Genomic DNA, 24,814 nt, shown 5'->3' with positions numbered 1-24,814 from the left:
CGACAGTTACAGTTCCACTGAGGAAAACCGCCGCCAGCGGCTGAGCCTAATACTTGTACTTTCATTATTTTTCTTCTTTATGACTGTCATATTCCTGTGTTTAACAAGATGCAACGTAACAGGAAAGTGAGCGGATAGCATTTAAGAGATCGCGAACGCGATTAGGGTCCTTCCAAGATAAATTACCCCGACAAAGGCCGGGGTAATTATAGAATCAAAAATAGAATTTTCTATTAACGATTTGCGAAGTACATAGTTACTTCAAAACCGATACGAAGGTCTGTGTAAGCTGGCTTAGTCCACATAATGCTTATCCTCTGTTTTTGTTATTTAAAAGGTGTATACCATAAACATAATAAGAAGGCTGACCTATATCATATATGATACTTTGGAATTAAAAAACACCTCATTTCGTTTGAATGAGAGTCCTGCCATCCGTTCTATTAGTTCACTATAGCGCTGAACATGAATTATATCAATATGCTAAAGTCTGCAACAATAATCAGCGGCATTGACCGCCCCGTTAAATTCAACAACAAGGTCTATTAATAATGCCTACTATTCTTATTACTGGCTGCTCTTCAGGTATAGGTTATTATTGTGCCAAGGCGTTGCAAGCCGATGGCTATCAAGTCTTTGCCACTGCCCGCCAGCAGGTCGATGTGGATCGCCTATTAAGAGAAGGCTTTCAAAGCATAAAACTAGACCTCCAAGATAGCGAATCTATTAGCTACGCCTTAGATTGGGTTCTTCAGCAAACTAACCAACTCGATGCCCTCTTCAATAATGGGGCCTATGGTCAGCCAGGTGCAGTAGAAGACTTATCACGCGACACATTACGCCAACAGTTCGAGACCAACCTATTCGGCACGCATGAACTTACCTGCAAAGCTATCAAACAGATGAGAAAACAAGGGCATGGACGAATCATTCAAAACAGCTCGGTTTTAGGTCTTATTACCATGAAATATCGCGGTGCGTATAACGCCTCTAAATTTGCACTAGAGGGATTAACAGATACGTTGAGGCAGGAGCTTTCTGATACCAATATAAAAGTGAGCCTAATTGAACCGGGCCCTATAGAGAGCAGTTTTAGAAAAAATGCCCATATTGCTTTCAATAACAATATTGATGTAGAAACAAGCGCACATAAAGATATATATACGGCAGTACAAAGACGATTAGCGAAAGAAAAGTCTACCCAGAAAAAAGATGCTTTTACCTTAGGCCCTGACGCCGTTTATCTGGCGTTAAAGCATGCTTTAGAAAGCAATCGACCAAAATCCCGCTATTACGTTACTTTTCCTACTAAGTTATTCGCCATACTGCGGAGAGCTCTTTCTACAAGATGCTTAGACTGGGTGCTTAACAAAATATCTAATAGCGAGAATAAATAAAAAAGGCGATCCGAAGATCGCCTGCACAGAGCTAAGGGTAATACACTGTTAAAACTTTACGAAGTTATTAAACCATTTTCAGACATAACGTCTTCAATGACCGATAAACTAACAGGATCATCGATAGTAGAAGGGACAGTGTAATCTTGACCATCTGCTATCTGTCGCATCAATTTACGTAAGATTTTTCCTGAGCGCGTTTTTGGCAAGCGATCAACAATAACTGCGCGCTTAAAACAAGCAACAGCACCGATCTCTTTACGCACTAATGCAACAAGTTCTGATTCGAGTTGCTGACCATCAATATCAACGCCATTCTTCAGCAAAACAAACCCTATAGGCTGCTGCCCTTTCAATGGATCATTAATACCAATAACAGCACATTCAGCTACAGCAGGATGATCTGCAACAATCTCTTCCATTTCACCTGTAGATAAACGATGACCCGCTACGTTAATAACATCATCGGTACGCCCCATAATGAAAACATAGCCATCTTCATCTTTATAACCGCCATCGCCGGAACAGTAGTAGCCTGGGTAGTCAGTCAAATAACCCGTACGGAAACGCTCATAATCACCCCACACTGTTGGTAAACAGCTAGGAGGTAGCGGTAATTTCAAAGCTATTGCGCCTTGCTCACCCGCTGGAAGCTCATTCCCATCAGGATCAAGAATCTGAACATTGAAACCAGAGATAGGCACAGTCGCAGATCCTGCTTTTGGTGGAAGCGTTTCAATACCGGTCATATTGCCACAGATCGCCCAACCTGTTTCGGTCTGCCACCAGTGATCAATAACAGGCTTGCCTGTTACTTCCATAGTCCAATGATAAGTTGGTGGATCTAAACGCTCGCCAGCCATAAAGACTGTGTGGAGATTAGATAGATCGTAATTTGCGATTAGCTTACCTTCAGGGTCTTCCTTCTTAATCGCACGGAAAGCTGTTGGCGCAGAAAAGAGCACTTTAACTTTATACTCTTCACAAACACGCCAAAACGCACCTGCATCAGGTGTCCGTACCGGCTTACCTTCATAAACAATTGTCGTACAACCAGCCAAGAGAGGGCCGTAAACAATATAAGAGTGACCTACAACCCAACCTACATCGGAAGCAGCCCAGAAAACATCACCCGCTTCAACGTTATAAATTGATTTCATAGAATATTTCATGGCAACCGCATGGCCACCGTTATCACGTACAACTCCTTTAGGCTTACCTGTAGTACCTGATGTATACAAAATATAAAGTGGGTCGGTACCTTTAACTGGCACACAATCCGCTGGCTCTGCATTTGCTACTGCTTCTTTCCAATCGATATCTCGACCTTCAATCATTGTAGCTTTAGCTTCTGGGCGCTGTAATATCACACAGGCAGAAGGCTTGTAGGCAGACTTTTCAATCGCCTCATCCAGCATGGGCTTATATTCAATAACTTTTGAAATCTCAATGCCACATGAAGCAGAAACAATCACTTTCGGCTCAGCATCATCAATTCGTACCGCTAATTCATGGGGGGCAAAACCACCAAAGACGACAGAGTGAATAGCACCCAAGCGAGCAACAGCAAGCATCGCTACTAAGGCTTCAGGCATCATTGGCATATAAATAACAACACGATCGCCTTTCTCTACACCTTGAGCTTTAAGCACGCCAGCAAACTTAGCGACTTCATCACGCAGTTCTAAAAATGAAATTTTACGCTTCTGCCCAGACACCGGTGAATCATAAATAATCGCCGTATTATCGGCACGACCATTCTCAACATGGTAATCAAGAGCAAGATATGCGGTGTTAAGCTCGCCATCGGCAAACCAGCGATCTATTCCATTCTCATCCTTGGAAAGAATTTTCTCTGGTTGCTTATACCATGCTAGATCCTGAGCTTTTTCACCCCAGAACGCTTCGGGTGTATTTATAGATTTTGAATATTCTGCCTGATAGGACATGTGCTAAGGCCCTTTATAATAAAGTTAACGATCGGTTGTTTTTAGCAAGCTTATAATTATTGTAGACACTTACTTTGATTTATACGCACACTTTATCTGACTTTATTGTAGATTAATCTACTACAAAAGGTTTATTTGCTACTGCAGCAAGGAGTAATTATAAACTGCTAATGGTTATCAAAGCCCCATTTCACAGGAGCAGAAATACAGATTGTCGACAATATACGAAAACCACTACTATACGAAAGAATGATAAAACGATTAACTTTCGCGGCCGCAAACAAAAAAGCGCCACTCTAAGGAGCAGCGCTTTAAAAAATAGATGAATATATCTGAAGTTTATTCAGGATAGATTCTAGGCTCTATTTTCAGCTTCACATCAAACTGATTTTTAACCGAAAGGGAAATATCTTCAGCTAGTTTAAGCAGATCGGTAGCAAGCCCTTGCCCATAGTTTACTAACACTAAGGCCTGCTTGTCGTATACACCAACCTCGCCCACTCGACAGCCTTTCCAGCCAGCTCGATCAATTAACCATCCTGCAGCTAACTTAAAATGACCGGCTTTATCGGGATAAGCAACAATATCTGGAAACTGAGCTTTTAAGCGCTGATACGTCGATTCAGTGACAATCGGATTTTCAAAAAAGCTGCCAGCATTGCCTAATTCAGTTGGGAGTGGCAGTTTGCCCATGCGGATATCACATACCGCTTGATAAACTTGATAGGCACTAGGCTCAACAATGCCTAAAGCATCTAAATGATCTGAAATCCCTTTGTATCCAATCTTAGGGGTGAAAACCGTGCTTAAAGAAAAGCGAACGGTCCAAATAATATACCGACCTTTAGCGTCTGATTTAAAAAGACTATCCCTATAGCCAAATTGGCATTCATCTTTGCCTAACTGCACCAGCTCTTTGTTAATTCGATCGTACGCCGTCAAGCTATGAAAACAATCAGCGATCTCGACACCATACGCACCTATATTCTGCACGGGAGCCGCACCAACACTCCCTGGAATCAAGGCTAAGTTTTCAAGACCGTGCAGTCCTTTTTGCAATAATTGGGTAATAAATCCATGCCAGTTCTCACCGGCGCCTACTTCAATAATGGCTGTATGTTCATTATCAGCAAGAATATTTAAACCTTGTGTTGCAACAGAAAGAACCGCGCCAGGAATCTTTTCCCTCAAAACCAAATTACTTCCACCCCCTAAAATAAGAAGTGGCCAGCCATTTTTTTCAACAGAGTCTAATACCGATTCTAAATCTTCAATTTGATCCACTTCTGCAAAATGATCCGCTATAGCAGGAAAACCAAAGCTATTTTTATGGGTCAGATCAATATCTTTTTGCCACTGCACTCTCATAGCTCCTTTTGAATATGCTGTAACAAACCAGCCGATGCAGATTCAACAAGGTCGAGTACATGCTCAAAGCCACCCTCACCGCCATAATAAGGGTCAGGCACTTCATCTACAGGCAGCGCAGTAAAGTCCAGAAACAAGCCCACATAAGCCTTGGCGCTTTCAGGACATATAGACTTCAGATTAGAGAGGTTTTCATTATCCATCGCCAGCACATAATCAAACTCTTCAAAATCAGCACTTATCACCTGACGTGCACGCAGAGATGACAAATCGTAACCACGCTGCTTTGCTGCAGCGATGGATCTGGAGTCCGGCGGATTACCTATGTGATATGCAGCAGTACCTGCTGAATCTACATAAATTTTATTATGAAGTCTCTGCGTGCTAACCAACTTCTTAAACACGCCATCCGCTGTAGGTGAGCGACAAATATTACCAAGACAAACAAATAGAACCTTCTTCATCTATTACAGGCCTTGCTCAAGTAAACGTCTAAGACGCTCCAGATCTTCAGGAGTATCAACACCTGCCGGTGGTTGCTCATCTGCTTCAGCGACATGTATTCGTGCGCCGTTCCACATAGCCCTTAACTGCTCAAGGCATTCAGTTTCTTCGACCGCTGCGGGTGACCATTTAACAAAGTCATTCAGCAGCTTAACGCGATAAGCATAAATACCTATATGACGTTGCCATGGAAAATTGAGCGGCATAGATGATCTTGATGGATCGTCAGCAAACTCATTACGTGGCCAAGGGATTGGAGCTCGACTGAAATAGAGAGCTATACCTCTTATGTCAGACACCACTTTGACCACATTAGGATTAAGTAAACTTTCAATATCAGTAATAGGTTCACTCAAGGTCGCAATACTTGCCTCAGGCTCTGCTTTTAAGTTGTGTGCAACCTGATTGATAATTCGAGCTGGGACAAGAGGCTCATCACCCTGAACATTCACAACAATATCATCCGCGTAAAACCCTAAATCAGATACTACTTGTTGTAAGCGGTCAGTTCCTGAGGGGTGATCTGCTGATGTCATACAGACTTCAGCACCAAACCCACGTGCCACATCAGCAATCTGTTGATTATCTGTAGCAATGAGTACTCGACTGGCTTCACTTTCACAGGCTCGTTCATAAACATGTTGAACCATTGGTTTACCTTGCAGATCAGCAAGGGGTTTACCGGGAAAGCGCGTTGACGCAAAGCGCGCAGGTATGATGACAGCAAAACTCATGTAATTACCTTACTTACTTTCACGTTCTTCTAAAGTTAACTCTCGCGCTTCTGTTTCAAGCAATACAGGAATATCATCACGGACCGGATATGCCAAACCACTCGCTTTTGAAATAAGCTCTTTTGTTTCTTCATTGTATTCCAAAGGCGTTTTCGCGACAGGGCATACCAAAATATCTAACAATTTTTTATCCATTACGTTTATTACCCTTCTTATTCGCAATATGTTTAAGTTGCTCGATTAATACTGACATAAAACTATCTGGTAGCTGAGCTGAAACCTCAAGATACCATGCATTCTTTAAATTTAGTGTGGATACCTTCACAGCATCCTTTTCCGTCATAACGGTTACACCATCAGCGAAATTAAAATCACTCTCGCTAAATGAATAATGATCTGGTTTTGGGTAGCCTAAGACCTCTGCACCCACTATTGATTTTAACGTATTAAAAAAACGCTGAGGATGACCAATGCCCGCCACCGCATTAATTTTTTTATATGGAAACTCATTGAACGGATAAGAACGACTCGACGCACTATTCCAGCCACATGGATGAAAAAAGCAAGGCATCAACTGCATATCATACGCAACAACCCCTTTAGGTAAAGCTGCACACTCTCCGCCATTGCTAACCACATAATTTACGCTCTTTAAGCGTAAAGGCTCTTCACGCAACGGACCGGCAGGCAAGCAATGACCATTGCCTAACCCCCTCTCACTATCAACTACAGCAATCTCAATATCTCGCGCCAAGCGATAATGTTGCAAACCATCATCGCTAATGATCAGATCACAGTCATAATGAGAGAGCAGATACTCCGCTGCAGATCGCCTATCAGCATCAATAACAACCGGACACTGACAACGGCGCTGCAGCATATAAGGCTCATCGCCTGACTCATCTGAAGAGACGGCAAGAGAAACATCAAATGGATATTGAGGCGCTTTACTTTTATAGCCCCGACTAATAATGCCAGGCTTATAACCTTGCGCCTTTAACTGGTCCACTAAATAAACGGTTAAAGGGGTTTTCCCTGTCCCACCCACGCTAATATTGCCGACAACAATAACAGGCACTGGAGCGTCCCATTGAGAGATCAGATCTCGCTTTTTTTTATGACCTGCTAGACACTTGAACAAAGCCTCTAAAGGTCTTAAAAAAATAGGCGCCGGTGCTAAACTATTATACCAGCGCGTTTCAAGCCAACTCATTCGCTGTCCGGATCCCTAGTCGTAATACTTAGCTTACTAAAACCAAGTTGCCCAGAAACATCCATAGCAGTAACAACTGATTGATGTGGTGTCTTTGCATCAGCTGTAATCACAAGAGGCATATCTCGTTTCTCACCTGACAGCTCTTTTAATGCCCGTCGTAACGTTGTTGCTTGAGTATTGACTAGAGGCTTACCATTAACACTGTAATTTCCCTCATCCGTGATTAATATCTCTAAGATTTGCTCTTCTACAACACTTTTATCTCCCGATGCCTGTGGAAGATCCACTTCTAAATGAGTTTCTTTTGTAAACGTTGTTGAAACCATAAAGAAGATCAGTAGCAGAAAAACCACATCAATCAGTGGAGTCAGGTTTACATTAACCTCTTCCCGTTTTTGTCTAGGAAATCTCACACTATTATCCCTTACTCAACATCAATATCACGTTCACCGTGCATGACTTCTATGAGCTTTACGGTTTCCTGCTCCATCGTAATAACTAAGGAATCAATTCTTCGCTGAAAGTAACGATGGAATATTAAAGCTGGAATTGCGATCGTTAAGCCAGCCGCCGTAGTAATCAAGGCTTCGGAGATGCCGCCGGCAAGAACATTGGCATTACCAGTGCCTTGAATCATTATTTCGGTAAACACCTTAATCATACCGATAACCGTACCTAGCAGCCCCAAAAGCGGAGTAATTGCCGCAACAGTACCTAAGGGATTAAGAAAACGTTCAAGATCATGGACAACCTGCCCTGCCGCCTCTTGAATACTTTCTTTCATTATCTCACGACCATGAGAAGCATTATTCAGCCCGGCAACGAGAATCACACCTAGAGGACTACTATTCTTAATATCTCTTAACCGCTCAGCAGTGATATTACGTTGTTTGATTAACGCCCATACCTCAGCCAACAGTCCGGCTGGGGCAACTTTACTGGGACGCAATGTCCACAGGCGCTCTAAACAGATAGCTAAGGCAATAATAGAACATGCTACGATTGGTATCATCAACCAACCACCTGATTTTAAAATTTCAAACACAGTAATTTCTCCTTTAACTGCGCCGTACTCTACCACATTGAATTAATCTATCTCCAGAAGCGTTTTTCATCTTTGCGCATTGTTGTTGTACTACAGGCTTGCCCCGCTTCCGATTTCAATAATACAGCCCCATCTATAGCCGTTGTATAGGTATGCGCTGCATAGCTTTTTGCGCGCCTAACAACCTCCGGATGTGGATGATTAAATGCATTTCCATAACCCGCGCTAAAAATAACATGCTTAGGTAAGATTACGGTTAGAAATGTATCAGAGCTGGACGTCCGACTGCCATGATGGGAAGCAACTAACCAAGTTAATGGTTGATCTATTTTAAGCCGCTTATGCTTTAAAACCATTTTAGATTCTACAGCCTTACTAATATCCCCTGGTAGTAATAGAGAACAATCCCCGTTAGAGATAAGTAATACGCAAGAACGATCATTATCATTACGACCTTTAGACCCTGCTAGAAACTCGAAGTCCACACCGTTAATTTTCCATCTCACCCCCTCTTGACAGGTTTTTATTTTTTGATTGGTTGGATGAAATGAAGAAAAAATGGTTTTGATATCAACCCATTGCTTAATCTTAGCGAAACCACCTACATGATCATTATCATTGTGACTCAAGATCATGTAATCAAGCTGTTTGATTTTCTTTTGCTTAAAATAAGGCAAAGCAGCTCGTTCAAATGCAGATAAACCAGAAGGATAAGAAGCGCCTGTATCATATAAAACTCGATACTCCCCTACCTCTATTAAAACACTAAGCCCTTGGCCAATATCAAAAACAATAGCTGAGAAGTTCTTATCATCGACTGCTTTCTTGTCAACTGCATAATCTATAAACGGTTCGTGACTGACCAAAGATAAAAAACAAAAAAGAGCTAAGTATTTAGGCACTAAACCCGATGGCATAATTAAAATAATCACTCCGATTGCCGCAAAAACAATGGCCTCGAGACTAGGATAATCGATTACTAAGTAGGCCCAAGCCTGATTAGCAGACATATCAACAAGCGTCCAAAAGAGATCAACTAAAGCAGATTCACACTGACTTAAAAGAGGTATAGAAAAACCTGAAAAAACCAAATTAACGGCAATAATAACAATTAGAAACGAGAGTAAAGGAATAGCAATGATATTCACTAGAGGGGCAATTAAAGACACCCCAGAAAAGAAATACAGGTAAAAAGGCAACATGCCAATCAGCAGTAAAAATTGAATCTTTATGATGCTATACCAACGTACAGGTTGTTGGCCAAACCAGATAAGCAGTGCCACAGCAGAGAAAGATAACCAAAACCCCATCTCGAGAACCGCTAAAGGCGAAAATATAAGCACACAAACTAAAGCTAACCACCAACGCTGCCAAATATCGATATACCACTTCAATAACCCTGACAGCGTAAAGACGAGAACCATAATAAAAGCGCGCTGGGTCGGAACCTCCCCGCCTGCAATTTGCATATATAAACCCGCTAAAACAACGGACAAAAGGTAAGGTAAATAATAAAGACGTGGAGTAAACGCTGACAGTATACGACCCAGCCACCAACCAACAAGGGCAATAAAACCAATATGTAATCCACTTATAACCGCAAGATGTACCGTTCCGCTTTCTCGCAGCTTTTCCCAATCATCTTGCGATAGATTATCTTTATAGCCAGTGACTAAGGCTTGAACTAAAGCCCGATCACTTGGTTCTTCATACCTACTCTCTATCAACTTATTTATAGCGTAGCGTAAACTCGTGACTCCCTGATCCATATAATCTTCTGAACCAAGAAATTCTCGAACATAACCCGTGGCATCTATTTTATGCGTTAACAACCAGCGCTCATAATCAAACCCAGATGGATTAACTAAACTATGGGGAGGCTTTAGCCTAACGATTAGTTTAATATACTGCCCAGGTATGAGATCTTTAGTAGGCTTATACCAAGCCAGCTTTAATAAACGGACATTAAGATCTGTATCTGTTATAGCATTTGCTTTTTGAATACTTATTTGTGAACTTGCCGATAAGCGGAGTAACTCCATCGACTTAACATCTAAGTTAAACCTAATGACTCCCTCCTCAACATTAGGAAGGCCTACTAGCTTGCCCGAAACAACCCAGTCAGAGCGCAGTAATTGATCGGGTAATTTATGAGAAAGCTGCCAATGACCCCAGCAGGATGCATAAAGAAAGGCAGCACAACAGCAGATAAAAAATGGCTTATAAGAAGATCTACCATAAAAAGCGTAGACCAATGTTAAAAGTGCAATACAAATGCAACCAGTAATAGGTATAACTTGAGGCTGCCATGCGGCGCATAAAAAACCGACAGCAATTGCGATCATCCTTGATCTCATGCTTAACTTTCCTTGGCTTAGTTAAGAGCAGCGGGCATAATGCCCATTACGCTCGTTTGCTAGCCCATAATAAGTAAGTTAGATAATGCCACGCAAACTTATAAGAAAATACATGCCAGATGAAGCAAAATTCAAACAGCACAAATATTTGAGCTGGCTTGGGCACCACCTTCATGAACCTAACCTTTGGCACCTGAATCGCAAATCAGTGGCTAGAGCTTTCTTTGTGGGTTTATTCTGCGCATTTCTTCCAATTCCACTTCAGATGCTTGTTGCTGCAGTTATCGCCATTACTGTACGTAGTAACCTGCCTATTTCGGTTAGTTTGGTTTGGCTAACCAACCCATTCACTATTCCACCTATATTCTATTTTAACTATTTGGTCGGTAGCTTTTTGATTGGAAACCCCAGTAGCTCAATCCATTTTGAAATGAGTATAGAGTTTTGGGAGAGTGGAATATCACACATATGGTGGCCGTTACTGTTAGGCTCTGTGCTATCGGGATTGTTTTTTGGTGTTATCGGATTCTTTACCGTCCATGGCTTATGGACTTGGCATGTAAACCACAACTGGAAAAAGCGGACTAAAAGGAATAAATAAACAAAAAGAGGAAAGTATTAAGCACACTATTATTCAAGCTATGATCATCTTTCCACCAGAGCCCCATCCACCAACTCAAGTACTCGCCCTGTTCTTTTTGCCAGTTCAGGGTCATGAGTTACCAAAGCAAAAGCTATATCATAATCTTGGTTCAAACTATCAATTAACGTTTGAATACTCGCCGCGGTATTTCTATCTAAGTTACCAGTAGGTTCGTCCATTAGCACAACCGCTGGCTTACCTATAAGTGACCTTGCAATTGCAACCCGTTGGCGTTCGCCACCACTCAATTGTGATGGTTTGTGTAAAAATCGATGGGATAAGCCTACGGAATTTAAAACAGCTTCTGCTTCTTCCACAACCTCTTTCATCGGCATGTTGCGCATCAATAGAGGCATCGCAACGTTCTCCAAGGCAGAAAATTCAGCCAATAGATGATGAAACTGATAAACAAAGCCTAAGGTTTCATTACGCACTTTAGCTCGTTCAGATTCATTACCAGAATGAAGATTCCTTCCTGCTACAAGCACCTCTCCTTGAGTAGGCTCATCAAGCCCACCCAATATATTTAATAACGTACTTTTCCCTGAGCCAGATGATCCAATAATCGCTAACTGCTCACCTCGATGCAGAGAGAAGTCTAACTCAGATAAAACAGCAACTTCGTTACCTGCATCTTTATAAATTTTTGATACAGCTTTAGCTTCAAGTACAATATTTGAAGAGCGATTACCTTTACTCATAGCGCAAAGCCTCTGCTGGATGTGTTTTGGCAGCTCGCCATGCAGGATAAATCGTCGCTAAAAAACTAATAACAAGAGCGGTTACAGTAATAACGCCAACATCAGGCCACTGTAAATCTGAAGGCAGATAACTAATAAAATAAACATCCGCATTTAAAAACTGAATATTAAAGGTCTGCTCAACCCAAGCAATGAGGTCTGAGATAGTCAGCGCCAAAGTAACACCAAGCAACGTACCTAATAGTGTCCCTAAAATACCGATAACTGTACCTTGAACCATGAAAATTCGCATGATTCGTCCCGGTGTAGCCCCTAAGGTTCTTAATATAGCGACATCGGCTTTCTTGTCGGTAACGACCATCACCAGTGTTGAAACGATGTTAAAAGCCGCCACTAAAACGATCAAAAATAGAAGCAGTCCAATCATACGTTTTTCAAGCTGAATCGCTTGAAATAGATTACCATGGGTTCGCGTCCAATCACTTGAGCTATAATAACCCGGTAGCCCAGCAGCAATCTCTTTGACCTTACCTGGAGCAGAAAAAAGGTTATCAAATTTAAGACGAATACCATCAACCCCTTCGCCTAAACGTTTAATTTTCGCGGCATCATCAAGATTAATATAAGCAAGGTTTGCATCAAGCTCTGCACCAACGGAAAAAATACCCACGACAGTAAAACGCTTTAAACGAGGAACAACACCCGCGACACTAACAGAGGCTTCTGGAAGGACTAATGTTACTTTATCCCCTACTCTAGCCCCCAAATAACGAGCAAGAAGATCACCTAAAACAATCCCAAACCGTTGTTGATTCAATGCCTCTAAAGAACCCGAAGTAATGTGATCACCAAGAATAGAAACCTTTTGCTCGATTGATGGATCGATACCATTAACCAACGCTCCGCGTACAACACCACTATTAGTTAGCATACCTTGCGCTTGGATAAAGGGCGCAGCGGCAACAACATCAGGATGACGGGAAAGTTGTTCAACCAACACTGGCCAGTTTTCGAGCGGTTTGCCGTAAGCACTAATTGAACCATGCGGCACCATACCGAGAATTCTCTGTTTCAGCTCACGGTCAAAACCGTTCATAACAGAAAGAACAACGATCAGCGCAGCAACTCCGAGCATTAAACCAAGCATCGAAGCCAATGAGATGAAAGAGATAAAGTGATTGCTTCGCTTAGCTGCGGTATAGCGCAATCCAATAAATAGGGATAATGGTTTAAACATGGCGCGATTAAACCATAGAAAGGTCACTGTGTAAAAAGTTTACACTGTTAATTTATAATGACACGAAACATAGCTAACCTACTGTTTAATAGGTACAAACCAACTTAAAACCTCAATAAAATCATGCTAATAAAAAGTCCTTATAGTGGTGCTTTTCTATGCATTTGTACTTATACTCGTTAATAAACCACTTACACCGATGAGGGCTCATCAATGCAGGAACAAGACCGCCGCCAGTATTTCCGAATAGACCAACGTGTTTCACTGGAGCTAAAGGTCATTGCTGAATCAGAGATTGAACATCACCCTAGCCCTACCCAATTTGGTGTTTCTCCAAACTTTTTGCTTTTAAGTGAACTTCAAGAAATAGATTCACAAAGCCACCATTTGCTCCGAAAAATCTCGGAAAAAGATAGTAACGTAGCCTCTTTCCTACAGATCATACACGATAAAATAGAGCGTATTGCGCAAGCCATCGCTTCAAATGAAATGATCATCGCCAACTCAGAGGTTCAAGAAGTAAACCTCTCTGAAGGAGGTATTCAATTTAAAAGCAACGAGGCTTTCGACATAGGCACATTTGTATCGGTCAAATTGGTTTTCCCTGAATCCTGTTTAGGCTTACTTTTGTATGCTCAATGCTGCCGCAGTCAAGCCTTAGATGATGGCGGGTTTATGATAGGTATAGAATTTATAAAAATGCCTGAAAGCTGCCGGATGGTTTTGGCTCGTCAAATTTTTGAGAGCCAAGCAAGATTAAGACAACAAGGGTCGGAATCACCCGCTGAAGATAATTAAATGACCAAGCGTTGCGAAACAGAAATCTTAGTCAGGGATTTTGATCATCTCAATCAACGTTTAAAGCAGTTTCGCTCACTGCTACTTCACTATAATGACGAAAATAAAACACAGCATTGGATACTATCTAACCATCAACCGAAGACATCCCTGCTCAATGTTGCTAACACCCTCACTAATATTTGGCACCTACATGAAGGGGATGGACGAAAAACCGATAACCTATATGGTATAATTGGTGTTCCACTTGAGCTTATCCCGATTATTCATCAACTCAATCACGCCAAGACCAACTTCCAACATTCGGTGAAAATATTTAGAGAACAAGTAGGCGACCCTTTATCTCTGTTAAAAAAACGTTCCGAGCAACTAAATATTGAGCTTAAGAGTCAAGGCTTAGCACGTTTACACTTAAAACAGTGCTATCGCCTTTTTCCTGTATTAGATAGCACTCCCGCAAAGGTTTTATTTAGTTGGTATACCAGCGGCAGAAGTATCAAAAAAGTCTCAGTTGCTAGCGCTGAAAAAAAACTCCTTAAAATGGATACCTCTCAATTACACATACAACTGCAGCTCGAAGCTCTGGCTAAAATACCCCAAACAGAACATTTAGCTCAATTACAGCCACAAGTACCATTGATGCGTGCTAATATCTTATGGAAAGAGAATGAGCAATTATTACGCAAAGCAAGAAATGCTCCTCTACCTATTTTCTTTCCCTTAGGTGATAAAGAAAATTTTCCGGAATATAATATACCCAGTTTAACCCCACCCGAAACGCGAAAACGTCAGCAACGTAGCGATCTAATTATTGACCCAGAGCCCTACTTGCCAAGCTTACGCATACACCGTTATAGATGATATGACTGAAAAAAACTCAAAGAAATATTTACATCACCTTGCTGTAGGAACCGGATTTGTAGGGCTTATTTTATGGTTTTACATTGGCAGAGAGCTTGGTTTTTTGGACTGGATTACTCAGCAAATGCCTGATAAATATGCAGGATCAGGACTTATGCTAGGTATTATGATCCTGATGACACCAGGCTTCTTTCTATGGTCCAGATTTAATCGTTGGGCAGAAAAAAAACTCAATGTGAGCGGCATATACTATGAAGATGAATATTATAAAAACGAGGATAAATTAAAGCAGAAAAAGAAGTAATGCCATAAAGGTCACTTGCTAAAGTCAAGATTAGCACCCGATCCCTATAAATCATCAACCCCAGAAAATGACACTCTTTTCACTCTAGCTATAATCAATGAAAAGTATTCACCAAAACCTACTTAAACAATAGCGAATTCATCTATTCAGCTGTTACTCCTGCAAGGCTGCGGGGAGTATGAAATCTACTCACTTGTCGTCTGATTTACAGCTTTAGACGCATTGTATGTCTTTAACTTTTGACTGATCGTTTTAGTAGAGGTCTGTTGCTCAGAGCCTTCTTTAATCTCCTTAATTCTCTTGGCCTTACCGCCATTATTATAACCTTCTAGCTGCTGAGCTCGGCTCTGTAAACTAGATTTGTCTGTCTTACCTTGGGTTGTCTTATCTACATCATCCGCAACAGGTGTTTTGGTTTCATCAACACTTTTATTCTCTACTTTATTTTCCGTTGGCTTAGCAGGGTCTGTTGACTGTGGCCGCGTAAAAGGCTGCATAGTATTAAGCTGAGTCCCATTCAATTTACCAAAATTGACCTCACCTCGGACAGTTTCTCTCTCATCCCCTTGAGGTGGCTTATTACTAAAGTGCTTAACACCGTTTTCATCAACCCAACTATACATCTCATCAGCAATAGAACAGAGGGATAAGCTCATCATAAAGCTACACAGTAAAATCCGTTTTTTCATTTTAACCTCTTCCGATTTATATCTAGCGACAAAGTTTTTACATATGCAAAAAGCCAATTAGCGCTAAATTATTTTTGTCATATTCCGGCAATGTTCCGTTATTAGAATCAGCCGCCTTACCCCCACCTAAAACCCTGTCCATCGATGAGAATAGTGCTGTGAAAACAACGGTTTTTGACCTAATTTGGAAACTCAAACGTGAACTTGAGCGCCAAGGCCATGAGAAAATAGATTTACATCGTTTCACCCATGATCAAGAGTATCGACGCTCCATTTTACTCAATGTTGATATTACAGAGCTTCCAATTAGCAAACCGCTACAACAAATTTACACTGATCTTTTAACCACTGATGAATTAGAGCTCATCAAAGAAGTTGAGTTTCCACAGGAGGAGCCTGTTACTCAATCTAGCAACACATCAGAAACTAGCATAGAAGTACTTAATCATAATAACAAACCTATCTACATTATTTCTGGCGTTATTATCATTCTCTTATTTAGCCTTAGTTTTATGCTGTTTGACAAAACAACTGAGGTGCAATCTTTTGCTCATAACTCCCAAGAAAAGTCCCAAGCACCAGTGATCAAAAAAACAGTTACGATAGAACCCGCTAAAGCTATAAGGGACGCAGCAGCTCCCCTGATAGTAGATCAGCAAGACGCCTCCTCAATCATTAAAAACTATAAAAATAAGATTCAACCATCGCAACCCACAATTAAGAGCCAAGAAAACAATATCGCTTTCCGTATTCAAGGCTCAAACACTATTGGCGAAGTATTGGCTCCAGAATTAATCAAGGCCTTTTATAAAAGCCAAGGGGCTACTGACTTTAAACTTGTTGAATCTCATATTGATGTTGAAAAGAATTTAGAGGTTTATAGCCAATCGGATCGCTCTCAACGCACAATACCTATCTATGCTCATGGTTCAAGCACCGGATTCAAAGCCCTTGCTAGTCGTAAAACCGACTTAGCCATGGCATCAAGGCGCATTAAAGATAAAGAGGTCAAACAATTAACGGCTCAGTACGGTGACCTTCGCTCTAAAAGCACTGAGCATATTATTGGCATGGATGGACTCGCTGTAATTATCAATCCCAATAACCCTATTAGTGATTTGAATACAGAGCAATTGGCCAAAATTTTCTCAGGCACTATTAAAAACTGGAAAGAGCTAGGTGGTAAAAACCAAGATGTAGCGATCTTTGCACGTGATAGTAACTCGGGAACATGGGATTCGTTTAAATCTATGGTCCTTAAAAAACATGGCGCAACCTTAAGTGCGGATGCCACACGCATAGAATCAAGCGTTGAGCTGTCTGATCACGTTAGCAAAACCCCTGGAGCGATTGGGTTTATTGGTCTTCCTTATGTATTGCGAGCTAAAGCACTCGCTATATCTGATGATCAACACGGCCAACCTATCTACCCAACATCCTTCACGATTTCTACAGAAGACTACCCTCTTGTTCGTCGCTTATATATTTACGAACCCAGCACAATTAATACTCAATCAGAGGCCCATCAATTTATAGAGTTTGCCTTATCAAAAGAGGGCCAAGAAGTCGTTAAACAGGCAGGGTTTATTTCACAAAATGTATATAACATTAAACCTATGCTGACCGATAACCTTCCACAAAAATACATTCAAACGGTTAAGAATGCACAGCGGCTATCACTTAACTTTCGTTTTAATAGTGGTACTTTTGTTTTAGATAATAAAGCGGTGCGCGATTTAGAACGTGTAGTCCAGTTTTTTGAAACAAATCCAGGGCAGCAAGCAATGCTTATCGGCTTTTCTGACAGTATTGGCGATCCATTAGGTAACCAATCCCTCTCTTTGCAGCGAGCTAAAGCGGTTGAATCTGCACTTATATCGCGCGGGATCAATATTAAAAATACTATAGGGCTAGGTGAAATGGCACCAATAGCTTCCAATACAACAAAAGCGGGAAGAGAACGAAACCGTCGTGTAGAAATCTGGGTAAACAGCAATACAACTACCCCGTTTAATACAGCAACACGATAGTTTAAAGGCTAGCGCCCTTATAAGGTTCACTTATCATTAGCTAAGAAATAACTGTGCATCCAGTCGTACAAAATTTGCTCCGATAGTTCATTGGATGCCAGTTGTTCAAAATCATTGAAGGGATCTTTATCTCTATAGGCAAACTGGTAGTTTACTAAATTTGGGCTTTCATCATGCAATACAATAATAATACGCTTACCTGACCTTAGACAGTCGATAGTCATCGCATCAGCTGGAACCCCGCTCTTTCTCATACTCTGGCTAACCCCAACAATTGGATCAAGGTGGCTAAAGTTCTTTTGAATACGCGTATGGGCTTCCGTTACTAAATCACACAAAGTTTCTAATAATTGATTAGACAAATTAATCCCCTTCAATAAAATTATCTACACCTATCTTAACAAATAGGTGTAGCAATTATTAGAATGAAGCAGATCAGTTTTATCCGATGGATAGATATTAACTGATAAGTTCAGCCATCTCCTCTATCCCTCTCGCATAGGCATCGATCAGAGCGGAATAATGGGTCGATGCCACCTCAAGATCTTGATCATTGTCTATAAAGAAAGGTTCAGCAATTAAACAAGGCGCATAAGTCTTTTGCAAAAGATAACCTCCTCTATCTTCAGAGTTTTTTGGTTTAACGCCTCGATTGGGCAAATCAAGCGCGTAAACTAACTGCTGCTGTAGAATTTCAGCCATTTGTCTACCTAAGGCTGAACGATGGTAATAGAGCACTTCTGTCCCAGAAGCGCTTTTATTAAACGCATTGCAGTGAAGGCTAAGTATAAAATCAGGGTCTAGCTCATTTAAGTCATCAGGTAGTGATGTGTATGTGCGTCTATAAACCCGCTGAATATTCACCCCTACAACCGCCCGCTCGATCTCACTTGCCAGCGCCTCATTAAATGTAAATTCAGTGAGTTTACGGCGCTCATTAACGGCTCCAGGTGAATTTTTTTTATGTCCGATGACCAATGCGCACGTTTTCATATTCCCTACCCTGCTCTAAATTATTTTTTTGATAGTGATACGTCTATAACTTCATATATAAATACAGGTCAAAGGAAAAAGCACAACATAAATGCATATGTGAGAATGTGCCTAAACCACTAACAAGTAAAAGACACAAGGAAAGAAAACACTCTATGAAGAGACAGCACAATCCTTGATGCTGAACTGCTAACTATAAGCAGTGGTAAAATAATAGCTTAAAATAGATAATAAAAACTAGAGCGTAGATCTATTTTTCCAGTTGATAGTTTATATACGCTTTCATTGACAGTTTTCGAATTTGCCCCAGCTCATCGGGAGTAAGCGCCCTATAGTTTCGAGGATAGGGCCAACCATACCCCCAGCGAAATGTTGTAGGGAAAAAAGGAGTGCCTCCAACCCGCACACCCGCTAACATTAATAATGCGAGTTCTGGCTCACCTACTTCAGTAACACAATGATTGAGGGCTTTATCTGCTTGTACTCGCTCTTGATAGGTTCCCCCTTTCCAATACGCGTAATCATGCGCCGTACAGCATTTTAACCACAACTGGCGGTGTTGCATGGTTCCATCAGGAAAGGCGCTGCAACCATCACTCGTAAACGGAGCAAGTGAATCTGCATACAAAGATACACTGTTCACTAAACAGGCGGTGCCCAGTGATATACAGAAAAAGCTTAATCTATTCAAAATGAATCCATTTATGTAGCAAGTCCTATTTCCCTAACATCAACTAACCTATTCTACGCATTTACTAAGACATACTCATAAAGTTAATTTTTATGTGAAAAGCGGCCTCTTAATTGACGAATAAAGAAGCCTATCAGTGGGATTTTCTCCATTAACGCTGAACCATCCCAATAGTCAAAATGGTGTGTAACCTTTCCACGTTGATCTGATATTAACTTACTTGTACCAACAAAACTAAATGTCCCTGTCAGTTTCGATTCTCCATAGAAGGTCCATTCAATAAAAGCCTCACGTTCATATTCTGCTGAGCTGTGGACCTTAAAATGAACGTTATCAAGACGTGAATACATATCATCCATAATGGCAATAAACTCATCCTGAGTACTCGTGTCGTTAAAGGGGTCTTTAAATTTAATGTCCTCAGAGATACATGCTCGCAACCGAGGTAAATCAGCAGAACTAAGCGACTCAAGGACAGTAATATAGTTCGTTAACCAAGGACTCATTTTTATTTCCATTACTCGATGAAAGAAACAAGTTACTTCACTATTTTACCGGCTAAATAGAAATATAAACGGTAAGGAATAATACGTAAGAGTTTAAGTATAAAGGTAAAGCGTTTAGGAAAGGTAATTTCAAAATGATCGCTTAATAAACCATTGAGTATGCGTGTCGCTGCCTCATCTGGAGCCAACAAAGCCGGCATCGTAAATTCATTTTTATCAGTCAGCGGGGTTTTAACAAATCCAGGATTTATAACCTGAAGCTTTATATGCGTGTTTTTCAGATCTAACCGCAATGATTCACACAGATGAATTAAAGCCGCTTTGCTAGCACCGTAGGCAGCCGCTGTGGGTAGACCTCTATATCCCGCGACAGATGCCATCACTGCAATCTGCCCTTTATCTCGTTTGAGCATTCGCTGGAGAGCAGGCTCTAGGCAATTGATCGTGCCTTGCAGGTTTATATCGAATAAGTGTTTACAGCGCTTAGCGCTAAATTCAGCGGCTGAAAAGGGATCGTGAGTTCCCGCATTAAGAACCACTAATTCTGGAAAGAAATCTGTTTGATCCCACTCTTTGATCAGCTGTTCAAGCTCTTCGACACATCGAGTATCTAATCTTATAGGAATAATTTCACCGGGTAAGTGTTGATACTCAGCGACTAATTTTTCAAGTTCAATTTCAGTTCGAGAGGAGGCATAAACTCTTATCCCTTGACCCGCTAATAGGATAGCAAGCGCACGCCCAATTCCTCTTCCAGCTCCTGTGATCCAAACATTTTTCCAAGGTAAAGGCTCATAATGATTCATAATGTTCCCCTATCATTAAAGTTTACAGCCATTCGTTAAATTACGATGGGGTAATGATGAGACCTTGCGTATGTAGAGAGTAACTTGCCCAACCTCTAAACCGAACTTGTACATTTTTGCACGGTTGATTAGGTTCTTATCATCAACAAGATACATCCAATCATTAAGATTAATCTTCCACGTCTTACCTTTCACCGGTACAGATAAAGTATATTTCCAATTTAAAGCATTGCCTGCGACCTGACCTTCCGCACGACCAATAACATCGCCCGCGGTACCTGTATAGTTATTCCCTTGTTTGCTTAACTGCCAGCATCGATGTTCCTCTTCACCATCCGTGAAGAAAAACAACTCATCTAATACACCGTTATCACCATCCCACTGTCCTAGTATATCGGCACGAAAACGGCGACTTACCTTGCCTTTATAATCCTGCACAATGCCGTACGCTTCCAAGTGCCCATCAAAAAACTCGCTCAGATCTAATACAGGTTGATTCTCTTCATACTGGTCAATATTTACAGCACAACTTGTAACAAAAGGAATGAAAATCATAATGGCCACCCTAAGAACATATTTATGCAAAATTACTCTCCCCTAAGCTGTTTCGCCAAATCGGGATATCTACTTTTATCTGAAAGCCAAATATTAATAATGATTTGGCTCATTTCTGGTTCGTCTAGTGAACCTAGAAATCCACCGTTATAAAAAAAGTGCCCATATCCATCTTTATCAATCAAAAAAGCAAGGCTGCTTCCCTTCTGAATGTCCGGCCACATAATGGCAAGATCTGATAATAAATTTTCACGATCGTCCGGCGATATTGTCTGCTTAATACTTTTCTCCGTCTCACGCAGTAACACTGCTTTTTCTATATCTCGATGGTATTCAAGAGACAGCAAAACAGAGCGATCCGTACCAGAAAACACACCTTTAGGGGTCTTCAATTGCGCACTGTAAATAGGAAACCACAACAGTTTTAACTCCGCTGAACCTACAACCCGCCAAGCGGAAGGTAGCTGGGTGGCATAGCTATCCTTAGAAAACAGGAAGATACACAAAACGATCAATACTCTGTGCATAATGCCCTCTCTATGTAAGAGGTTAAGATCAGCAGTAGTGGGAATAAAAAGGCCCAGATAACTGCAACCATTAAAACAGTTACAAAGTCGCCTAGCGGAAAGCTAACGGCACCTAAATTAGCCGCTGCAAAATAAGAAAAACCTCCAGAAAAGGCCCCCGCAATTACACTTAGTTTAAGTTTGTTAGAGAAAAAGCTTAGACTTTGTCTCAACGTGGCCGCAAATGATAACCAGAGTAGTGCCAACCATAATGGCGCAAAGATTCTAAGATCATTCGGGCTATTATTTTCAAACCAATAAACGCCCAATAAAGTCATCACGCTATCCAAGCTATAACCAAGCAAAGTAACGATGGCCAATATAAACGCTTCAGTTATGGGATCCGTATGAAGTAATAGGTGAAGTAATAGAAATAGACTAACGATAAGAACCGCTTCATTTTTATAAGTAATAGATAAAATCCATATCAGATTAAATCCGATCAAATTGACCCATACATTTTGAGTGATACCTGAAAACATTAGCCGTTCCCATGCCCATTTGAATTAATCAGCTATACGGAACTTGCATGGAATTGGTTCAGTTTTACTCTGATTTAATTAAGTATGAAAAAACGGCCTAAGCTTAAAATCGATATTTAAAAAAATATTTTGTTAATCGAGGAGCTAATATCCACTGATTTGAGGGATATTAAGAAGGAAGTTTAAAAAGGCGCCTCCGCGAAGGCACCCTAGTTTCTTAACTTAGCGCGAAGTTCAGTTCAGTTTGAATTGCTTAATGCCACCATTTAAACCATCAATAACGGCGATTATAACCTCTATACTCTCGTTAATTTCATCAAATGATTGGCTCGTTTTTATTGATTTACCGCTGACAGAATAGATATTCTCTTTTATAGATTGCGTAATAACAGCCTGTTGCTGAGTCGCCGCGGCAACTTGCATATTAACACTGTTAATCGTCCCTATCGCATCTGTAATTTTCTTTAAAATATCATCCGCTTTCTCCGCTTGAATAACCCCTTGCTCTGCGATTTTTAGCGTATAAGCCACCGATGACTCGGCCTCTTTAGAAGCACTTTGTAACTCTTTAATGACGTTTTGAATCGTCGTTGTCGCTTGCTGCGTATTACTCGCTAAGGTTCTTACCTCATCAGCAACAACGGCAAAACCTCGGCCCTTCTCTCCTGCACGTGCAGCCTCGATTGCAGCATTTAAAGCTAATAGATTTGTTTGTTCAGCAATATCATTAATAACACTTAATACCTCACCAATTCGCTTCGAATCATGCGACAGTTTATCCATTACAGTATTTGTATTATTAAGCTGCTCGACTTGGCTACGAATAGCTTGAATCATGGCATAGACTTCATGTTTACCGCTCTCTGAAAATGCATCTGCATCTTTTGCTGCATCAGCTGCATGAGCCGCACTTTCAGCAATTTCAGAGGTACTAATGGCAAGTTGGTCTATCGCCTCAACCACAAGCTCAGTATCTGTTGTTTGCTCGTTTATTACGGTTCGTGTGGTATCACTGATAACAACCAGTTTATCTGTTTGGCTACAGAGATTTTTAGCAGCATCATTAACCCCAATAACGGTATGTTTGATTTTATTCACAAAAACGTTAAAGCCGATGGAAAGCTTACGTAGCTCTTTGGCCCCTTTTTCACTAAGTTTTACATTTAAATTACCATCACCACGACCAATTTTATCTAAGTTATCAGCGATAGCATCAAGTGGTTTTACTACCGTTCGGTAGCCAAATAACATTGCAATAACACCTACTAACAAGCCAATAATTACAACGGCTAAGATAAACTCCTTTGCTTGCTCGACAAGAGACACTACAGAATGAGTGTTCTCTAATATTTTCTGCTCACCTTGATCCTTTATTTTGGATAAGTTGCTGAGTAGAGCCTGCGCTTTATTAAATGAGGAGTCCTGTACTTTTTTAAACGCTAAGTGGTCATTAACCACTTGCTCATATTGTTGTAATAATTTGCCGAGAGATGCTTCTATATTCACCGCATGTTCGGTTAGTGCTAGATTTTTCAGCATCACAAGTAAGCGCTGATAAGTTGGCTCTAATAATCTATATTGTTCTGCCATTACTTTACGCTGTTTTTCTACCTCCACCCCATTGAAAAACTGCTGTAACACATAGTTGCGTGAGAGAATTAAGGTTTTAACTTCAGAAAGCAGTAAATCTAAATCACGGTAGCGCTCGGCCTTTAGACGATTATTATAATGTTCATCAATTAAGATCATGGTGTCTTCTTGAGAAACCATTACGTTTTCTAGAACTATATCAGTCAGCTTTGCTAGATCAGTCCTCTCTTTTTCAACACGGATATACAGGGACAGCGCACGCTCATTTAAGCTTTTATAATCATCCATTTGCTGAGCGGATAACTTCAATAGCGATTGATCCACTAAGCCACTCTCTAAAACTTGAGAAAAACCCTTTTGACCCGCTTTATGTAACTCTTTTATCTCTGCAAACCCTTTTTTATGATCAATCTGCTTAAGTAATATTTGCTGTGTTTTTAACACTTCAGCTTGCAGACTGAAGGCTGTATCACTACCTCCATTTGATGCTTGAAGCGCCGGCCCCGATACAAACTGCAAAGCAGATGCGAGCTTACTGATATTAAAGACAGAGGAAAAACCTAACATGGCTAAAAGGCACATCATCACCATATAACCTAAGGTAATCCGTAAGCTAATGGACATTTGTTTAAATCTATTCATTTTTTATTGTTCTACGTCAGATTTGAATAACAGATACCGACAGCGTTATGAATATCATGAGATAGGTCATTAACAATCACTCAAAGTATTTAAGTGATGATTCACTGTCCTATAGTTGGGAGTATTTGCAATAAGCTTAAAATAAAAGCC

28 protein-coding genes are annotated in these 24,814 nt (G+C 40.8%); 6 read left to right on the top strand and 22 right to left on the bottom strand.

Going from position 1 to position 24,814, the window contains the following annotated elements; translation table 11 throughout:
* Nucleotides 1-233: 233 nt before the first annotated feature.
* Entirely contained in the window at nt 234-305 is a 72-nt protein-coding gene (gene pqqA, locus A3774_RS16405; protein WP_003243383.1) for a pyrroloquinoline quinone precursor peptide PqqA, read from the bottom strand.
* Nucleotides 306-551: 246 nt separating this feature from the next.
* Here pqqA and A3774_RS11620 point away from each other — a divergent pair, with 246 nt between their 5' ends.
* The gene (locus tag A3774_RS11620) at nt 552-1,397 is read left to right on the top strand and encodes an SDR family oxidoreductase (RefSeq protein WP_067867453.1); all 846 of its coding nucleotides are present in this window, start codon (nt 552-554) and stop codon (nt 1,395-1,397) included.
* A 56-nt stretch (nt 1,398-1,453) separates the two neighbouring features.
* Here A3774_RS11620 and A3774_RS11615 read toward each other — a convergent pair whose 3' ends face one another.
* From A3774_RS11615 to A3774_RS11575, 9 genes are all read right to left on the bottom strand, one after another.
* Nucleotides 1,454-3,346 carry a propionyl-CoA synthetase gene (locus tag A3774_RS11615; RefSeq protein ID WP_067867451.1) on the bottom strand — a complete coding sequence of 631 codons (1,893 nt, stop codon included), beginning with the start codon at nt 3,344-3,346 and terminating at the stop codon, nt 1,454-1,456.
* Nucleotides 3,347-3,685: 339 nt separating this feature from the next.
* Nucleotides 3,686-4,708 carry a UDP-N-acetylmuramate dehydrogenase gene (murB, locus tag A3774_RS11610; protein WP_231867975.1) on the bottom strand — a complete coding sequence of 341 codons (1,023 nt, stop codon included), beginning with the start codon at nt 4,706-4,708 and terminating at the stop codon, nt 3,686-3,688.
* Between the two features lie 2 nt (nt 4,709-4,710).
* On the bottom strand, nt 4,711-5,178 hold the full coding sequence (locus tag A3774_RS11605; protein WP_067867445.1) for a low molecular weight protein-tyrosine-phosphatase: 468 nt from the start codon (nt 5,176-5,178) through the stop codon (nt 4,711-4,713).
* A gap of 3 nt (nt 5,179-5,181) precedes the next feature.
* The gene (kdsB, locus tag A3774_RS11600; RefSeq protein WP_067867442.1) at nt 5,182-5,952 is read right to left on the bottom strand and encodes a 3-deoxy-manno-octulosonate cytidylyltransferase; all 771 of its coding nucleotides are present in this window, start codon (nt 5,950-5,952) and stop codon (nt 5,182-5,184) included.
* A gap of 9 nt (nt 5,953-5,961) precedes the next feature.
* On the bottom strand, nt 5,962-6,147 hold the full coding sequence (locus tag A3774_RS11595) for a Trm112 family protein (protein ID WP_067867440.1): 186 nt from the start codon (nt 6,145-6,147) through the stop codon (nt 5,962-5,964).
* Nucleotides 6,140-7,165, bottom strand: a complete 1,026-nt coding sequence (lpxK, locus tag A3774_RS11590) for a tetraacyldisaccharide 4'-kinase (RefSeq protein ID WP_067867437.1) — start codon at nt 7,163-7,165, stop codon at nt 6,140-6,142. Before lpxK ends, A3774_RS11595 begins: the two co-directional genes overlap by 8 nt.
* Nucleotides 7,162-7,581, bottom strand: coding sequence for an ExbD/TolR family protein (locus tag A3774_RS11585; RefSeq protein WP_067867434.1), 420 nt, complete (start codon nt 7,579-7,581; stop codon nt 7,162-7,164). The genes lpxK and A3774_RS11585 overlap by 4 nt, the downstream gene beginning before the upstream one ends.
* An 11-nt stretch (nt 7,582-7,592) precedes the next feature.
* The gene (locus tag A3774_RS11580; protein WP_067867431.1) at nt 7,593-8,213 is read right to left on the bottom strand and encodes a MotA/TolQ/ExbB proton channel family protein; all 621 of its coding nucleotides are present in this window, start codon (nt 8,211-8,213) and stop codon (nt 7,593-7,595) included.
* A 47-nt stretch (nt 8,214-8,260) separates the two neighbouring features.
* Nucleotides 8,261-10,570 carry a DNA internalization-related competence protein ComEC/Rec2 gene (locus tag A3774_RS11575; RefSeq protein WP_082792429.1) on the bottom strand — a complete coding sequence of 770 codons (2,310 nt, stop codon included), beginning with the start codon at nt 10,568-10,570 and terminating at the stop codon, nt 8,261-8,263.
* A 112-nt stretch (nt 10,571-10,682) separates the two neighbouring features.
* On the opposite strand from A3774_RS11575, the gene A3774_RS11570 reads away from it, so the two are divergent.
* Complete coding sequence (locus A3774_RS11570) at nt 10,683-11,171, top strand: DUF2062 domain-containing protein (RefSeq protein ID WP_231867974.1); 489 nt, start codon at nt 10,683-10,685, stop codon at nt 11,169-11,171.
* A gap of 44 nt (nt 11,172-11,215) precedes the next feature.
* Here A3774_RS11570 and A3774_RS11565 read toward each other — a convergent pair whose 3' ends face one another.
* Together A3774_RS11565 and A3774_RS11560 are read right to left on the bottom strand one after the other, a co-directional pair.
* The gene (locus A3774_RS11565; RefSeq protein WP_067867423.1) at nt 11,216-11,914 is read right to left on the bottom strand and encodes an ABC transporter ATP-binding protein; all 699 of its coding nucleotides are present in this window, start codon (nt 11,912-11,914) and stop codon (nt 11,216-11,218) included.
* Nucleotides 11,907-13,151, bottom strand: coding sequence for a lipoprotein-releasing ABC transporter permease subunit (locus A3774_RS11560; RefSeq protein WP_067867421.1), 1,245 nt, complete (start codon nt 13,149-13,151; stop codon nt 11,907-11,909). The genes A3774_RS11565 and A3774_RS11560 overlap by 8 nt, the downstream gene beginning before the upstream one ends.
* Nucleotides 13,152-13,364: 213 nt before the next feature.
* Between A3774_RS11560 and A3774_RS11555 the strand changes: the two genes are divergently transcribed.
* From A3774_RS11555 to A3774_RS11545, 3 genes are read left to right on the top strand one after another with little or no spacing between them, the layout of a single operon-like run.
* Nucleotides 13,365-13,949 (top strand): PilZ domain-containing protein, encoded by a 585-nt coding sequence (locus tag A3774_RS11555; protein WP_067867416.1) that lies wholly within the window; start codon nt 13,365-13,367, stop codon nt 13,947-13,949.
* Entirely contained in the window at nt 13,950-14,810 is an 861-nt protein-coding gene (locus tag A3774_RS11550) for a hypothetical protein (protein WP_067867413.1), read from the top strand.
* A 1-nt stretch (nt 14,811) separates the two neighbouring features.
* A complete protein-coding gene (locus tag A3774_RS11545) occupies nt 14,812-15,114 on the top strand; it encodes a hypothetical protein (protein WP_067867410.1) in 303 nt (100 codons plus the stop codon).
* Nucleotides 15,115-15,299: 185 nt separating this feature from the next.
* On the opposite strand, the gene A3774_RS11540 is transcribed toward A3774_RS11545, so the two are convergent.
* Complete coding sequence (locus A3774_RS11540) at nt 15,300-15,803, bottom strand: DUF4124 domain-containing protein (protein WP_067867407.1); 504 nt, start codon at nt 15,801-15,803, stop codon at nt 15,300-15,302.
* 158 nt (nt 15,804-15,961) lie between these two features.
* On the opposite strand from A3774_RS11540, the gene A3774_RS11535 reads away from it, so the two are divergent.
* Complete coding sequence (locus tag A3774_RS11535) at nt 15,962-17,833, top strand: substrate-binding domain-containing protein (RefSeq protein WP_156473707.1); 1,872 nt, start codon at nt 15,962-15,964, stop codon at nt 17,831-17,833.
* A 26-nt stretch (nt 17,834-17,859) separates the two neighbouring features.
* Here A3774_RS11535 and A3774_RS11530 read toward each other — a convergent pair whose 3' ends face one another.
* From A3774_RS11530 to A3774_RS11490, 9 genes are all read right to left on the bottom strand, one after another.
* Nucleotides 17,860-18,195, bottom strand: coding sequence for a hypothetical protein (locus A3774_RS11530; protein ID WP_067867401.1), 336 nt, complete (start codon nt 18,193-18,195; stop codon nt 17,860-17,862).
* Between the two features lie 97 nt (nt 18,196-18,292).
* Nucleotides 18,293-18,826, bottom strand: coding sequence for an N-acetylmuramoyl-L-alanine amidase (locus A3774_RS11525; protein WP_067867398.1), 534 nt, complete (start codon nt 18,824-18,826; stop codon nt 18,293-18,295).
* A gap of 250 nt (nt 18,827-19,076) precedes the next feature.
* Nucleotides 19,077-19,517: a hypothetical protein gene (locus A3774_RS11520; RefSeq protein WP_231867973.1), complete on the bottom strand. Its 441-nt coding sequence runs from the start codon at nt 19,515-19,517 to the stop codon at nt 19,077-19,079.
* Nucleotides 19,518-19,600: 83 nt separating this feature from the next.
* Entirely contained in the window at nt 19,601-20,023 is a 423-nt protein-coding gene (locus A3774_RS11515) for a nuclear transport factor 2 family protein (protein WP_067867393.1), read from the bottom strand.
* Nucleotides 20,024-20,055: 32 nt separating this feature from the next.
* Nucleotides 20,056-20,829 carry an SDR family NAD(P)-dependent oxidoreductase gene (locus A3774_RS11510; RefSeq protein WP_067867390.1) on the bottom strand — a complete coding sequence of 258 codons (774 nt, stop codon included), beginning with the start codon at nt 20,827-20,829 and terminating at the stop codon, nt 20,056-20,058.
* Between the two features lie 15 nt (nt 20,830-20,844).
* Complete coding sequence (locus A3774_RS11505; protein ID WP_067867388.1) at nt 20,845-21,384, bottom strand: DUF3833 domain-containing protein; 540 nt, start codon at nt 21,382-21,384, stop codon at nt 20,845-20,847.
* Between the two features lie 32 nt (nt 21,385-21,416).
* Nucleotides 21,417-21,911 (bottom strand): chalcone isomerase family protein, encoded by a 495-nt coding sequence (locus tag A3774_RS11500; protein ID WP_067867385.1) that lies wholly within the window; start codon nt 21,909-21,911, stop codon nt 21,417-21,419.
* A complete protein-coding gene (locus A3774_RS11495; protein ID WP_067867382.1) occupies nt 21,896-22,432 on the bottom strand; it encodes a DUF2878 domain-containing protein in 537 nt (178 codons plus the stop codon). Before A3774_RS11495 ends, A3774_RS11500 begins: the two co-directional genes overlap by 16 nt.
* Nucleotides 22,433-22,666: 234 nt before the next feature.
* Nucleotides 22,667-24,664, bottom strand: a complete 1,998-nt coding sequence (locus tag A3774_RS11490) for a methyl-accepting chemotaxis protein (RefSeq protein WP_082792427.1) — start codon at nt 24,662-24,664, stop codon at nt 22,667-22,669.
* Nucleotides 24,665-24,814: the final 150 nt, after the last annotated feature.

The organism is Neptuniibacter marinus (assembly GCF_001597725.1).
Lineage (GTDB): Bacteria > Pseudomonadota > Gammaproteobacteria > Pseudomonadales > Balneatricaceae > Neptuniibacter > Neptuniibacter marinus.
The sequence above is the reverse complement of the archived record's forward strand: the minus strand, read 5'-3'. Positions and strand labels throughout refer to the sequence as shown.

Excerpts from the sequence above, each read along its gene's own strand:
- A3774_RS11620 (WP_067867453.1), top strand. The coding sequence starts at position 552 with ATGCCTACTATTCTTATTACTGGCTGCTCTTCAGGTATAGGTTATTAT.
- A3774_RS11615 (WP_067867451.1), bottom strand. The coding sequence starts at position 3,346 with ATGTCCTATCAGGCAGAATATTCAAAATCTATAAATACACCCGAAGCG.
- A3774_RS11605 (WP_067867445.1), bottom strand. The coding sequence starts at position 5,178 with ATGAAGAAGGTTCTATTTGTTTGTCTTGGTAATATTTGTCGCTCACCT.
- kdsB (WP_067867442.1), bottom strand. The coding sequence starts at position 5,952 with ATGAGTTTTGCTGTCATCATACCTGCGCGCTTTGCGTCAACGCGCTTT.
- A3774_RS11595 (WP_067867440.1), bottom strand. The coding sequence starts at position 6,147 with ATGGATAAAAAATTGTTAGATATTTTGGTATGCCCTGTCGCGAAAACG.
- lpxK (WP_067867437.1), bottom strand. The coding sequence starts at position 7,165 with ATGAGTTGGCTTGAAACGCGCTGGTATAATAGTTTAGCACCGGCGCCT.
- A3774_RS11575 (WP_082792429.1), bottom strand. The coding sequence starts at position 10,570 with ATGAGATCAAGGATGATCGCAATTGCTGTCGGTTTTTTATGCGCCGCA.
- A3774_RS11570 (WP_231867974.1), top strand. The coding sequence starts at position 10,683 with ATGCCAGATGAAGCAAAATTCAAACAGCACAAATATTTGAGCTGGCTT.
- A3774_RS11565 (WP_067867423.1), bottom strand. The coding sequence starts at position 11,914 with ATGAGTAAAGGTAATCGCTCTTCAAATATTGTACTTGAAGCTAAAGCT.
- A3774_RS11560 (WP_067867421.1), bottom strand. The coding sequence starts at position 13,151 with ATGTTTAAACCATTATCCCTATTTATTGGATTGCGCTATACCGCAGCT.
- A3774_RS11555 (WP_067867416.1), top strand. The coding sequence starts at position 13,365 with ATGCAGGAACAAGACCGCCGCCAGTATTTCCGAATAGACCAACGTGTT.
- A3774_RS11550 (WP_067867413.1), top strand. The coding sequence starts at position 13,950 with ATGACCAAGCGTTGCGAAACAGAAATCTTAGTCAGGGATTTTGATCAT.
- A3774_RS11545 (WP_067867410.1), top strand. The coding sequence starts at position 14,812 with ATGACTGAAAAAAACTCAAAGAAATATTTACATCACCTTGCTGTAGGA.
- A3774_RS11540 (WP_067867407.1), bottom strand. The coding sequence starts at position 15,803 with ATGAAAAAACGGATTTTACTGTGTAGCTTTATGATGAGCTTATCCCTC.
- A3774_RS11525 (WP_067867398.1), bottom strand. The coding sequence starts at position 18,826 with ATGAAAACGTGCGCATTGGTCATCGGACATAAAAAAAATTCACCTGGA.
- A3774_RS11515 (WP_067867393.1), bottom strand. The coding sequence starts at position 20,023 with ATGAGTCCTTGGTTAACGAACTATATTACTGTCCTTGAGTCGCTTAGT.
- A3774_RS11510 (WP_067867390.1), bottom strand. The coding sequence starts at position 20,829 with ATGAATCATTATGAGCCTTTACCTTGGAAAAATGTTTGGATCACAGGA.
- A3774_RS11505 (WP_067867388.1), bottom strand. The coding sequence starts at position 21,384 with ATGATTTTCATTCCTTTTGTTACAAGTTGTGCTGTAAATATTGACCAG.
- A3774_RS11500 (WP_067867385.1), bottom strand. The coding sequence starts at position 21,911 with ATGCACAGAGTATTGATCGTTTTGTGTATCTTCCTGTTTTCTAAGGAT.
- A3774_RS11495 (WP_067867382.1), bottom strand. The coding sequence starts at position 22,432 with ATGTTTTCAGGTATCACTCAAAATGTATGGGTCAATTTGATCGGATTT.
- A3774_RS11490 (WP_082792427.1), bottom strand. The coding sequence starts at position 24,664 with ATGAATAGATTTAAACAAATGTCCATTAGCTTACGGATTACCTTAGGT.